The organism is Paenibacillus prosopidis (assembly GCF_003337375.1).
Classification (GTDB): domain Bacteria; phylum Bacillota; class Bacilli; order Paenibacillales; family Paenibacillaceae; genus Pristimantibacillus; species Pristimantibacillus prosopidis.
Window position 1 is genome coordinate 1 of record NZ_QPJD01000017.1, and the last position, 12430, is coordinate 12430.

The window sequence follows — 12430 nt, forward strand, 5'->3', positions numbered from 1 at the left end:
CAAGGCTAAGGCCTTTGTTCAGTAAGATGATTTGAAGAGCCGTATGCCTTAATTGGGCACGTACGGATCTGTGAGGGTTTGCAGGCCCAACCTACCAAATGGTAGGCCTGCATTCTATTCGACTGAAAAGCTGTAACAACAACAATGTATTTAATGTCAGTATTTTTTTATTGCAAAACGATATATTCTGTGTTAAAGTCAAATTAAATTTAATAATAAGTGAGGGGCTTTTTATGAAACGAGGAACAACACTCTTTTTAAAGGCAGCTGTTATTCTTATTGGAATCCCAGTTCTTGCTTTGTGCATATTTTTGGTGCCTGAGATTGCGAATTTTGCAGCAGAATTGTATCCAGATATTACTTATATGAAATATCTCGTTTTAATCGATTTGTATGCTACGGCGATACCTTTTTATTTTGCTCTGTTTCAAGCTTTTAAACTGTTAAGCTATATTGACAAGAACAAAGCTTTCTCGGATTTATCTGTAAGAGCTTTAATGAATATAAAATACTGTGCAATCACAATCAGCAGCTTGTTTGTGGTAGGCATGCCACTCTTCTATCTCATGGCGGAGAAAGACGATGCCCCAGGTATCATAATAATTGGAATGGTCATGATTTTTGCCTCCATGGTGATTGCCGTTTTTGCTGCTGTTCTCCAAAAGCTTTTAAAAGAGGCTATTGATATAAAATCAGAAAATGATTTGACGGTCTGAGGTGAATAAAATGGCGATTATAATCAATATTGATGTGATGTTGGCTAAAAGAAAAATGAGCGTAACAGAACTTTCGGAGAGGGTTGGAATAACAATGGCTAACCTTTCTATATTGAAAAATGGAAAGGCAAAAGCGATTCGATTATCAACTTTAGAGGCGATTTGTAAGGCTTTACAATGTCAGCCTGGAGATATTTTAGAATACAAAAGTGACGAAGACACCACCATTATCGGTTAATGTGAGTTGTGATTGGGAAACCATTTGCTGGCTGGTGGAGGACTAATTCATTGAAGTAACGGGAACCTTAGTTCAATCCAATAAGGAGCAGTTTGCCTGAACTGTAACCCGAAAGATAGACACTTTAGAAAAAGTGCCCATCTTTCGGGTTTTTGTGTTTTAATAAAAAATACTACAATGAATGAGGTAAACCTACACCATGTCCAAACGCCTATTTACAACAACACAGATTAAATTGCTTGAGTCTAATCCTAATATTGAACACGAACCCGCTTGCCGGTAAACTTCGAGTTCAGTCCGCTTAAGATGCTCTACCTCAGAGCTGGTTCCCGAGTAATCATTTTCCGGTGACGGCGGAAATAAGAATAGAACCAAGGGCGCCCCAGGGACCGCGGTTGACGCGGCCTGCTGGGGTTTACCACACCGTAGCTCCCGCTTGCCATAGGCACGTGTACCGCAAACCGGCATATAGTATAGAGGCATCAAGTCATGCGCTTACATTCGAAGCGCAATTTTTCGCGAAAATGAGGTGGGATGATGTCAAACGGCGGTGTAGCGTATTTCTCGGCAGAGTTTGGACTTGACGAATCTTTACCGATTTACTCGGGCGGCCTTGGCATATTGGCAGGCGACCATATCAAGGCGGCCGCAGACATAAATGTTCCGCTTACGGGCGTAGGCATATTTTACAGTAAGGGTTACTTCCAGCAGCGCATCAACGAGGGCGGCTCGCAGCAGCATCTGTATCAAAATATCGACCCAGAGGCGAGCTCCTACCCGGTTCGTCCCGTGAGGGATGCTGAAGGGCGGCCTCTCGTCGTCGGCGTGATGATCGGCGGCAGACAGGTGTATGCGAAAGCGTGGTCCGTGCAGGTTGGCTCTGTCACGCTGTACCTGCTCAATACCGATGTTGAATCGAATAGCGACGCGGACCGTCGCTTGACCGACACACTCTATCCGAGCGAACAAGACGTCCGCATAAGCCAGGAGATGATCCTCGGCATCGGCGGTGCGAGACTGCTCGCTACGCTGGGCATCCGGCCGGACGTCTGGCATATGAACGAAGGGCACCCAGCGTTCCTAACTCTCGAGCGCATCCGCATGCTGTCCGCCGAAGGAGTGCTGTTCGAGACGGCACTTGAAGCCGTCAAGGCGAGCACTGTATTCACGACGCACACACCGGTTCCGGCTGGGCATGACGTCTTCTCCATCGACATGATGGACCGTTATTTCGGCGACTATTACTGGCAGCTCGGGACGGACAGGGAGCGGGTTCTTTCGCTCGGCCGATTGGGCGACGCGTTCAACATGACACGACTTGCCGTCAGCACGTCGTCGAAGGTGAACGGGGTGAGCAAGCTGCACGGCGAGGTGACCCAGGAGATGTTCCACCGGTGGATGCCGCATATTCCGAGTCAGGACATTCCAGTCGATTCGGTCACGAACGGCATCCATATCGGGACGTGGCTGGCCAGCGGCATGAAGGAGCTGTTCGACCGGCACCTCCCGTCCGACTGGGCCGTCCGTACTGCGGAACCGGATGTATGGGCTGCTGTTCGGGATATCCCGCACATAGAGCTTTGGGAGGAGCATCAGCGGACGAAATCCGAGATGGTCCGAGAGTTGAGACTGCCGCTTGCCCCTTCCGGTGAAGGACCGTTGATCGTCGGCTTCGCCAGGCGGTTTGCGACATATAAGCGGGCACTTCTCATCTTCCGCGACTTAGAGAGGCTCGCCCACATTCTGGGTGATCCGCAGCGCCCCGTGTGTCTAGTTTTCGCCGGAAAGGCGCATCCCGCGGACGGACCGGGACAGGAACTGATCCGCAGAATAGTGGAGCTATCCCGGGAGGAAAGGTTCAAGGGCTGGGTTTACATCGTGGAGAACTATGCGATGGATAAGGCGAAGAAGCTGGTCCAAGGCGTCGACGTTTGGCTCAACACGCCGGTGAAACCGATGGAAGCGAGCGGTACAAGTGGGCAAAAGGCGGCCATGAACGGCGTACTCAACTGCAGCGTACTGGACGGCTGGTGGGCGGAAGGCTACAACGGGCGGAACGGCTGGGCCATTGAAGGCGCGACGGACGGCGACCTCGAGTACCAGGCGCAGCAGGACAGCGAAGCGCTTTACCGGCTGCTTGAGGAAGAGATTATTCCGCTGTTCTACAATCGGGGTGATCGCGAGGTCCCGACGGAATGGGTCAACCTGATGAAAGAGTCGATCTGCTCAATCGCGCCCGTCTTCAACACCCACAGAATGGTAAGCGAATACTGGCACAAGTTATATGTCCCCACGACCGTAAGGGGGAAGCGGTTCGCCGCTGACAACTTCGAGGTCGCATCGAGGGTTGCCGCCTACAAGCAATTCATCCGTGACAACTGGTCCGAAGTCCGAGTCAAGAAAGCGGACATTCTGGCCGACCAAAGCAGCAGGATCGGGCTGAACAAGACGGCTTTCCGTGCCGAAATTCAACTCGGCGCCATTTGGAACAAGGACGTCCGCGTGGAGGCGGTCGGCTCCGATGGCCGTCGTGGCATCTGGAAGGCGAAGCTGGAGCCGGTACAGCAGCAGGCCAAGGGACTGTACGTCTACGAGGGCGCTTTACCCGACGTCTCAATCAACATCTGGAAGGCTAATGTGAACGTGCGGGTGACGCCGATTAGCCCAGATTTCACGAGCGATTTCGAGATGGAGCTGGCCGCTTGGGGATAACGGAAGAACGGCATATAAGACGGCGGAGCCTTGAAGGACACCGTCGTCTTGCATTCCCGTATATGGTATCGGATATCAAAACAATCTATGGGTAAAGCTGCTAGCAGGCTAGAAGATTCGTCGTCGATTTTGCATTTTCCTGCTCTTGCTAATGAATTATTAAGTTGCGGACTTTGAATCATGATCATAATTTAGTCCGAAATGATAAGCCTGCGTCAGGAGCCTTTCGAAAATTTCCGGCCTTGAATCCAGAGTGTCATATAATATCTCCACCTTGCTATTAGTGATTCCGCAGTAATGGGCCATTCCGATGTTCAGTTGTTGGGAGAGCATCTTATCGTATTGTCTCTTCTCAAAGTGTTCTTTCGGGGCTGCTGCTAGACCAAGCCACAGTACTTTTTTATGATGCAATTTATTGGAGCCGTATGCAAAACCATTGTTCCATACCCGGTCGATATATCCCTTTAGCATAGCAGGCAGATTGTACCACCATATCGGGAATATATAGGCGAGAGCGTCATGTTTCTTCATTCGTTCGATTTCTGCCTCTACCTCAGGCGAATAGATCTTGCTTTCAGATGACCAATCGGGTTCATCCGCTTCCCACAATATAGGATCAAAGCCGCTGCGATGCAAATCCAGCATCTCCGTTTCGTGTCCCGCATCATTGAGTCCCTGTGTAAATCTGGCTGCAACAGAAAAGGTTAAGGAGTGCACCCTTGGGTGCGATACAACGGTCAATATTTTCATAGTCGTCACCTTCCAAATCTCTACTTTTTACTTCGAATGGGGTACGATAAAATTATCTAATATGAAGTGAAAAAAAGGAAGAACGCACTTTTTAGTGCTATAAGAACTAAAAAGTGATATAGGTACCGAAAAGTACCTATTTATGACAATCTTAGAAAGTGCAACAGTATGGCTTTTCGATACATAAAAAAAGGAACAATGCAGGCGCAAGCCTAAGCATCGTTCCTTTTTAAACCGTCGTCAACTGAGATCCCATTCCTGCAGAAGCATAACGGCCGCGCCTGCGGTAACCGCATCCTCCGTCAGCTGTCCTTGCGAGAACCGGGGCTCATATTGGGGAGAATAGTATATATTGCTGCGTGCGACTTCAATGACCGTATCGTAAATCTTCTTGTCAACATTGACCAGCGGACCGCCTAAAATGACCGCTTCAGGGTGCAAAATATTAATGAGATTGGCAATTCCTATGCCAAGGTATGTAGCCGTTTGCATAAATTGCTCGGTTACGAAGGAATCGCCTTTCGCAAATGCGTCCTGCAGTGCGTCAAACCGGATGTCTTCGGCCGGTAGTGCAATGAGCGTGCTTGATTTTCCCATAGTGAGCTGTGAACGAATCTTCTTCTCAAGAGCAGGAATGGAAACCATCGCTTCCAAAGCGCCGTAATTACCTTCATCGCCGAGGCGCGGTCCATCCGTCTGAATGATCATCTGTCCAAATGAGCCTTCCATATCGACCGCGCCTCTAACAATTTGGCCGCCAGACATCATAGCCGTCCGCAAACCAACGCCAGCATGAACGTAAAGCATATGCTCAACTTCTTCGGTCCTAAGCGCCCAGTGCTCGCCGATAATGGCCGTGTTTGCGCCGTTGTCAAGCAGGGCGGGAAGTCCCAGACTTTGTTCCAAGCTTTCACAGATTGCCACGTTACTCCAGCCTTCCGCCGGAAAATACCGCGGCTTCAGCATGATTCCGTCCTCGCGGCTAAGAGGACCGACGGCTCCGATCCCTATTCCGATCACTTTTTCACGTTCAATATGGCAGTCGTTCAACATCCGTTCAGCAAGCACGGTTATTTTTCCGATCAACCGTTCCGGTGTCATTTGATCATCCATTTTCCATCTTTCGAACGCTAATGGCTTTAAGTTCAAGTCATAAAGTCCAATTGAAGAGGAGAACCTGGAAATTTCTAAGCCAAAGACGGCGCGGTGTGATGGGTTTACCCGGTACAAAATAGGTTTGCGGCCTCCGGTCGAGCGACCTAGCTCAGATGCGAGGATCAGCCCGTCCGTAAGCAATTCCTCCAATATTCGGGTTAAGCTCGTACTCGTAACGGTCAATCGCTTCATTAGCTCTGCTTTGGACACCAAGCCGCTTCGGATAATACGATCAAAAACTTGTTTTTTTATTGTTGGCAGCTTCACGTTCATCATTAAATCTCCAATTGTCCAAGTAATATTATCGGATATAAATCATTCTCTATTATAAGCTTAAGGCGCAAGTGTGACTAGTGAAATAATGAACCGTGTTCTTTCGACTTTTTATTTAATCATTTTTCCAGCATTCGACAATAAAATCGGTTGTCGCGGAAGGGAGGCAGTTCTATAATAAAGTTATGAAGCAAATTATCGATAATCTGAAATCAGGGGAGGTGAATGACGGGGGATTACACATCCTGGTTTGGCAACGCTTTCTTTTTTTGATCAGTATTATCGATAATCGATAATGTGAAATGGAGATGTGAATACGATGCAAGGGAACCTGCCGATCGCAGCAATAAACTCAATCAGTGAGCATGTCTATACGACGCTAAAGAAAGAGATCCTTGCAGGGGAGCTGCAGCCTGGCACCCGCCTGCTCGTTCTCGAAATTGCGAAAAAATTTGATATAAGTCAGGCTCCTGTGCGGGAAGCATTGGAGCGGTTGAAGCAAGCAGGCTTCATTACCGGCGTTGCCAACAAAGGCTCGGTCGTCTCCACTATTACGTCGAAGGAAATAAAAGATATTTTTGTGTTGAGAGAAATTATTGAAGGCTTTGCCGTCAGGCAATCGATGATACATTTAACCGCAGAAGATTTCAATTATCTGGAAGGCATTACACGCCGCATGCATGAGGCGCATGAACAAAATGATCTCTTAAACATTTTGGAGCTGGATATGGAATTTCACGGTTTTTTCTACAAACGCTGCGATAATCACATGATTCTAGAGCTATGGAACCATATGAAGATGAAGGTCATGCGGTTTATGGCTATTTCTAACCGCCACTTCTCTACGGATGGACTGGCCGATTGGCATCTGCGTTTGGTAGACGTTCTACGAACAGGAGACGCTGCCTTGGCTGAGCAAACCTTCATCGAACATATGCACTCTTATAAGACGATACATCTCAATTAATGTCATGCATCTCGTATGTCATCCTTACAAAAGGGGAAGTGGAGCATGCTGAAAGAGGGACAATTATTCAAAGAAGATATCATTCTCACATGGATGAGGGACCGCTTTCTTAGAGATTTGGTCTCGGATACTGGTCATGCAAAACCGGATTTGAGTTTGAGGGAGAAGCTGTCAAGCTTGCATCTAAATCCATACTATACCTTTCCGGCTATGGCTCTATTAGAGCCAACAGCTCATTTCGAAGATGAGCATGAGAAGATTGTTTTTGTAGAGAAAATGCGCGATTACTTGCAGGAGCGGATATCAGACGGCAATGTCGTGTTTATGGATGAAGAGGGAAGGATCGGAGTACTGTTTTCCTGGGTTTCGAAGGACGTGTTGGAAACGATTCAGGAGATGCTGAACGCACAGTTTGGCCAACCGATGACGATCGGCGTAGGAAAGCCTTGCAGTCATCTATATGATGTATTCCATTCTTACCGGCAAGCTTCCAGAGCGCTTGAATATAAGTTTTACCGGGGTGCGGGAGAGATTATATACTTCAGTGAGCTGCCCCGATATGAAACGATGCAGCTATATCCGTCCGATAAGGAGAAGGAGCTGTTTGATTCGTTCAAAGCTGCAGAGTCAGATGAAGAAGTAGAGGAATCCGTGAATGTTTTTTATGATTGGGTGCTTCGGAATGGGCCGATCGAAATTCAGAGCGTGTATGAGCTGACACTGCGGCTTCTTGTAGGAATGGAGAAACGGGTGCTGGCTGAGGCGGAAATGGTAAGCTCATACAAGCGGTTTGAAATTATGTCCATTGTGAAAATGGAGACAATGATCGACATTAAGCAATATGTCCATTCGTTTCTTACCGGTCTGAAAGAGGTTCTTTCCCATAACCAGAAGGAAAGCCACCGCAGTATTATTAAGAAAACCATTCACCATATGGAGCAGGAGTGTCAATACGCTTCCCTGCAAAGCGTCGCCCAGAAGGTGTATATGACGCCGACTTATTTGAGCCTGCTGTTCAAGACCAATACCGGTAAAACGTTTATTGAGCATTTGACGGATATTCGAATTGATAAAGCGAAAGACATGCTGAAGAGCACCCATTTTAAAAATTACGAGGTAGCGGAGAAGGTCGGTTATCAAGACCCGCGTTATTTCAGTCAAATATTCAAGAAAAAAGTAGGACTATCTCCGAGCGAGTATCGGGAATCGGTTGGTAAGTAATAGAGAATGAATATAAAAGGACTCTAGCGGCATGGAATATGCCCTCCAGAGTCCTTTTTCTGTTCTGCTGTTTATAGACGAACGTCGTTCTGAGGACCGTTTCGTTCCGCTTTGCGCGCTTCTTCCAGCTCGGAATCCCAGGTCAAATGGCGGTAATCGGCTGCCGCATCGTCGTTCTTGAACCAATTCATGAAGTCTTGCCACAAGGCTACATTCCATGAGGCGTCGATTTGTGCTGTCGTATAGACGCTGTCGCGCAGCCGGACGAAACCGAACACGTCCCGCACCTGTGATTTTTCCGCCTGTACGACGGTAAGCTCAGCGAGGTGCGGCGGAATGAAGATGACGCCGGCCGGCGTGCCAAGCACGACGTCGCCAGGCATACAAATAGCTCGCCCGATCCGTGTCGGAACGTTCATGCCGACCATTGTTACGTCCGCAATGGCAGTCGGATCACTGCCGCGGTAGAACACGTTTATATTTTCAATCTCGACCACTTGCTGATTATCGCGTATGCCGCCCCAAATGACTGCTCCGCCTCGCTTCGTACGGGTGGAAATAGCGGTTGACAAATTCCCGCCCACATAAGTGCCTAAGTGAACCTTATCGAACATATCCACGACAGCGACGTCATCCTCGACCAAAGAGTCGATTACCCATTGATTAAAAAAGCCTTTACGTTCCTCTTGCTGATGACCGTAATTTAGCAGCGTTTCATGCAAATCAGGCCGCTTTGGCACCATAACGGCGGTAACGGAACGTCCAACCATAACTTTATCAGGGTGAATGATTTTGAAATCGCCTTCAAATTGAAACGTATAGCCTCTGTTCCATAGAGGGCCCCATGCTTCCTCTAAAGTAATTTTGCGCATGCGGCGAAGAACGTCGTCCGGCACCTTTGGGCGCCCGTTTGGAAATCGTTCTCCTTGCCATAGCGGCGTAAGCTGAATAATATCTTCCGGATTATCAAATTTCATCAAAAGCACCTCTTCCGAATGAGTATAATGCTGCCAAGCGTAAGTCTTAAGTCTATTGTTGGGGACTTTCCCATATTTGTCGATGCGACTTTCTTAAGGCATTTTACGCCGGTCTATGAATTTTTCACACTATATAAAATCAAACACTTTCATAATTTCCTCTCCTTTATTGGTGAAACCGCTTTCGTATAAAGTAAGAGAATACCAACCAAAAAAACAATTAAAAGTTAAAGGGGGAGGAGATTATTGGGGTGACTGCTGAGACGGCGACTGGAACTGGAATGGAGAAGAAGCAACCCAAGCGGAAGCGCAATCATACAGGAGCAACCCATTTAGCCGGATATGTATTTATTTCTCCATGGTTAATCGGTTTTCTGCTGCTGACGTTATGGCCGATCGCGCAATCGTTTTATTTATCTTTCACCGAATATTCATTGCTGGAGGATCCGGTTTGGACGGGAATGGACAACTACGCGAAAATCTTATCAAGCGACGCGACTTTTACAAAGTCACTCAGCGTCACGTTCCTGTTTGTTTTATTCTCCGTACCTCTGAAGCTGTTTTTCTCGCTAATGGTTGCGTTGGCGCTTAACAAAAGCATACGAGGAATGAACATTTACCGGACGGCTATTTATTTTCCATCACTAATCGGTGGAAGTATTGCCGTCGCAGCGCTGTGGCGTAATATGTTCGGTCTTGACGGCTATATCAATCAAGTGCTGGCATGGTTTGGCATTGAGGGAGTTGGCTGGATCTCTAATCCGGACACGTCGCTTGGTACATTGATTCTGCTTAATACGTGGCAGTTTGGCTCGACCATGGTTATATTTCTAGCGGGACTGAAGCAGGTTCCACAGGAGCTGTACGAATCGGCCTCCGTTGACGGAGCCGGGAAGGTGAGGAAGTTTATTAGCATTACGCTTCCGATGCTTTCGCCGGTCATGTTCTTTAACCTCGTGCTCGGCATTATCGGTTCGTTCCAAACGTTTACCTCAGCGTTCATCATTACGAAGGGCGGGCCGATCAACTCGACCTATATGTATGCGATGTTTCTTTACGAGAAAGCGTTCAAGCATTATCAGATGGGATATGCGTCAGCTCTTGCCTGGATACTGCTCACGATTGTTGCCGTGCTGACCATCATTAACTTCATGGCATCGCGTTACTGGGTATTCTACGAATCGGATGGGGGGAAAACGAAATGAGTTCGCTCCGTTCCAAGCTGACAAACCATCTGTTTCTGGCGGCGTTCTCCTTCCTCATGCTGTACCCGGTTATATGGTGGGCAGGTGCTTCATTGAAAAAAACAGAAGAGCTCAGCTTGCCCACGCTATGGCCTTCGACACCGATGTGGAGCAACTACTGGAAAGGGTGGCATTTCTCATCGGAGTATACCTTTGCTCACTTTTTCAGCAACACGCTTCTCATGGAGCTCGGAAACGTTTTAGGAGGAGTTGCGACTGCAGCTATTGTGGCATATGGCTTCGGAAGGCTGAATTTCAAGCTGCGCGGCTTTTGGTTTTCGATCCTGCTGTTGACGATGATGCTTCCGGGTCAGGTCACAGTCGTACCGCAGTACATATTGTTCAACAAGCTCGGATTCGTCGATAGCTATGTGCCGCTGGTGCTGCCGCATTTTTTTGGGGGAGGAGCGTTCTTTATCTTCCTGCTTGTGCAATTTATTCGCGGTATTCCGCGTGACTTGGATGAGGCTGCGACGATTGACGGCGCGAGCGTCTATGGGATTTTTTTAAGAGTCATTTTACCTTTGCTTAAGCCGGCGCTTGTTACGGTAGCGATCTTTACGTTCATATGGAGCTGGGATGATTTCTTCGCTCAGGTGCTCTATTTGAGCTCGGTCGATAAGTTTACGGTCGGCTTAGCGCTGCGTATGTTCATTGACCAGTTCGACATTCAATGGGGACAGCTGCTCGCAATGTCCTTACTGTCGATCTTTCCTTCTGTCATTATTTTTTTCCTTGCGCAGAAGCACTTTGTCGAAGGAATCGCCACAACTGGCTTGAAGGGTTGACGATCTCACATTAATCAATTAAAAGGGGATGTCCAATGATGAACAAAAGTTGGCCGAAGAGCTTTGGATTTCTAATGTTAGTCCTGATGCTTGCGTTAACCGCCTGCAGCGGAGGCGGAGGCAATAATGTCGGTAACAATGTAAACAGCGGTGCTACCAATGCGCCTGATAATCAGACCGATAAGGATACGGGCGGCGAGAAAACATTAAGCATCATGTGGTGGGGACCGGATGCCCGTCACGAAGCGACGAAAAAAGCGCTGGACATTTATACGAAGCAAAATCCTAACGTGAAATTCAAGCCGGAATTTATGGCGTGGGATGCTTTTTGGCAGAAGCTTCCGACACTCGCAGCATCGAAATCCATTACCGACGTGCTGCAAATGGATGCCGCATACATTCAAGAATACGTTTCTCGGGGACAGCTGGAGGATCTGTCTGACATCGATTTGAGCGGTATCGTCGATCCTACCGTTATTGAAAATTTAAAAATCGGCGGCAAGCTTTATGGAATCCCGCTCAGTCAAAACGCGCAAGGGCTTGCATTCAACAAAACCGAGCTGGATCAATACGGAATTCCGCATCCGCATAAGGATTGGACGTATGATGAATTTTTCCAGTGGGCAAGAGACGCGCGGGCTAAGCTGCCGGAAGGAAAATATCCGATTGGCGATACGACTACTTGGGACAGCTTCAACTACTATCAGACGTCGATGGGTAAGGAGCCGATCATGTCCGATGGCGGCAAGAAGTTTAATCTCGACAAAGATTTATTTTTGACCTTCTACCAAACATATGAGGAGTTCCGTAAGGCTAAAATTGTACCTCCTGCCGAGAAAGCGGCTGCCTTCCTGGAAAATGACCCGCAAGCTGATCCAATGGCTTCCGGCGTCGTCATGACAAGAGGGGCAACTACTGGATCTGTAAGCGCCTTGGAGCAGTTAATGCCGGGTAAAGTAGGCGTCGTTAACTTACCAGTGGGGCCAGCGGGCGGCGGATGGGCCCAGTCAACGATCTTCTTGAGCGTCAGCGCCAATTCCAAAAATAAAGAAGAAGCGAAGAAATTCGTGAAGTGGTTTATTACGGACAAAGAAGCAGGGCAAGCTCTCGGCCTGACGCGTGGAATTCCGATTAACCCTGAGATCTACAAAGAGCTGGAGCCGACGCTGCAGCCGAAGGATAAGCTCGGCAAAGAAATTTATGATCTTTCGCTAGATAAAGCGCTGCCGTTCTATTCGCCGGCAGCAGGGTTTTCGGAATGGGTTGATACGTATAGGAAGGAAATGGAAGCCGTTACGTTCGGCCAGCAATCTATCGAGGACGCCTATAACAAAATCGATAAATTGGGTAAAGAATTAGCAGCTAAAGCAGGCGGCCAATAATCGTATA

General features: G+C 48.0%; 11 protein-coding genes. 8 read left to right on the plus strand and 3 right to left on the minus strand.

Going from position 1 to position 12430, the window contains the following annotated elements:
• Positions 1-233 precede the first annotated feature (233 nt).
• The 3 genes from DFP97_RS23180 (at position 234) to glgP (ending at position 3666) form a co-directional block, all read left to right on the plus strand.
• On the plus strand, positions 234-716 hold the full coding sequence (locus DFP97_RS23180) for a DUF2975 domain-containing protein (RefSeq protein WP_114382810.1): 483 nt from the start codon (positions 234-236) through the stop codon (positions 714-716).
• A 10-nt stretch (positions 717-726) separates the two neighbouring features.
• The gene (locus DFP97_RS23185; protein WP_114382812.1) at positions 727-954 is read left to right on the plus strand and encodes a helix-turn-helix domain-containing protein; all 228 of its coding nucleotides are present in this window, start codon (positions 727-729) and stop codon (positions 952-954) included.
• Positions 955-1488: 534 nt separating this feature from the next.
• A complete protein-coding gene (gene glgP, locus DFP97_RS23190) occupies positions 1489-3666 on the plus strand; it encodes an alpha-glucan family phosphorylase (RefSeq protein ID WP_245976559.1) in 2178 nt (725 codons plus the stop codon).
• A 159-nt stretch (positions 3667-3825) separates the two neighbouring features.
• Here glgP and DFP97_RS23195 read toward each other — a convergent pair whose 3' ends face one another.
• Both DFP97_RS23195 and DFP97_RS23200 read right to left on the minus strand, forming a co-directional pair.
• A complete protein-coding gene (locus DFP97_RS23195) occupies positions 3826-4416 on the minus strand; it encodes an NAD(P)H oxidoreductase (protein WP_114382816.1) in 591 nt (196 codons plus the stop codon).
• Positions 4417-4656: 240 nt separating this feature from the next.
• A complete protein-coding gene (locus DFP97_RS23200) occupies positions 4657-5847 on the minus strand; it encodes an ROK family protein (protein ID WP_114382817.1) in 1191 nt (396 codons plus the stop codon).
• A 316-nt stretch (positions 5848-6163) separates the two neighbouring features.
• Here DFP97_RS23200 and DFP97_RS23205 point away from each other — a divergent pair, with 316 nt between their 5' ends.
• Both DFP97_RS23205 and DFP97_RS23210 read left to right on the plus strand, forming a co-directional pair.
• Positions 6164-6811 carry a GntR family transcriptional regulator gene (locus DFP97_RS23205; RefSeq protein WP_114382819.1) on the plus strand — a complete coding sequence of 216 codons (648 nt, stop codon included), beginning with the start codon at positions 6164-6166 and terminating at the stop codon, positions 6809-6811.
• A gap of 45 nt (positions 6812-6856) precedes the next feature.
• Positions 6857-8032 carry a helix-turn-helix domain-containing protein gene (locus DFP97_RS23210; protein ID WP_181873643.1) on the plus strand — a complete coding sequence of 392 codons (1176 nt, stop codon included), beginning with the start codon at positions 6857-6859 and terminating at the stop codon, positions 8030-8032.
• Between the two features lie 71 nt (positions 8033-8103).
• Here DFP97_RS23210 and DFP97_RS23215 read toward each other — a convergent pair whose 3' ends face one another.
• On the minus strand, positions 8104-9009 hold the full coding sequence (locus DFP97_RS23215) for an RraA family protein (RefSeq protein WP_114382823.1): 906 nt from the start codon (positions 9007-9009) through the stop codon (positions 8104-8106).
• 281 nt (positions 9010-9290) lie between these two features.
• On the opposite strand from DFP97_RS23215, the gene DFP97_RS23220 reads away from it, so the two are divergent.
• From DFP97_RS23220 to DFP97_RS23230, 3 genes are read left to right on the plus strand one after another with little or no spacing between them, the layout of a single operon-like run.
• Entirely contained in the window at positions 9291-10214 is a 924-nt protein-coding gene (locus DFP97_RS23220) for a carbohydrate ABC transporter permease (RefSeq protein ID WP_114383057.1), read from the plus strand.
• Positions 10211-11041: a carbohydrate ABC transporter permease gene (locus DFP97_RS23225; protein WP_114382825.1), complete on the plus strand. Its 831-nt coding sequence runs from the start codon at positions 10211-10213 to the stop codon at positions 11039-11041. The genes DFP97_RS23220 and DFP97_RS23225 overlap by 4 nt, the downstream gene beginning before the upstream one ends.
• A 35-nt stretch (positions 11042-11076) precedes the next feature.
• A complete protein-coding gene (locus DFP97_RS23230; RefSeq protein WP_342773306.1) occupies positions 11077-12423 on the plus strand; it encodes an ABC transporter substrate-binding protein in 1347 nt (448 codons plus the stop codon).
• The last annotated feature ends 7 nt before the right edge of the window (positions 12424-12430 follow it).

Coding starts and splice junctions, on each gene's coding strand:
- DFP97_RS23180 (WP_114382810.1), top strand. CDS start 234: ATGAAACGAGGAACAACACTCTTTTTAAAGGCAGCTGTTATTCTTATT.
- DFP97_RS23185 (WP_114382812.1), top strand. CDS start 727: ATGGCGATTATAATCAATATTGATGTGATGTTGGCTAAAAGAAAAATG.
- glgP (WP_245976559.1), top strand. CDS start 1,489: ATGATGTCAAACGGCGGTGTAGCGTATTTCTCGGCAGAGTTTGGACTT.
- DFP97_RS23195 (WP_114382816.1), bottom strand. CDS start 4,416: ATGAAAATATTGACCGTTGTATCGCACCCAAGGGTGCACTCCTTAACC.
- DFP97_RS23200 (WP_114382817.1), bottom strand. CDS start 5,847: ATGATGAACGTGAAGCTGCCAACAATAAAAAAACAAGTTTTTGATCGT.
- DFP97_RS23205 (WP_114382819.1), top strand. CDS start 6,164: ATGCAAGGGAACCTGCCGATCGCAGCAATAAACTCAATCAGTGAGCAT.
- DFP97_RS23210 (WP_181873643.1), top strand. CDS start 6,857: ATGCTGAAAGAGGGACAATTATTCAAAGAAGATATCATTCTCACATGG.
- DFP97_RS23215 (WP_114382823.1), bottom strand. CDS start 9,009: ATGAAATTTGATAATCCGGAAGATATTATTCAGCTTACGCCGCTATGG.
- DFP97_RS23220 (WP_114383057.1), top strand. CDS start 9,291: ATGGAGAAGAAGCAACCCAAGCGGAAGCGCAATCATACAGGAGCAACC.
- DFP97_RS23225 (WP_114382825.1), top strand. CDS start 10,211: ATGAGTTCGCTCCGTTCCAAGCTGACAAACCATCTGTTTCTGGCGGCG.
- DFP97_RS23230 (WP_342773306.1), top strand. CDS start 11,077: ATGATGAACAAAAGTTGGCCGAAGAGCTTTGGATTTCTAATGTTAGTC.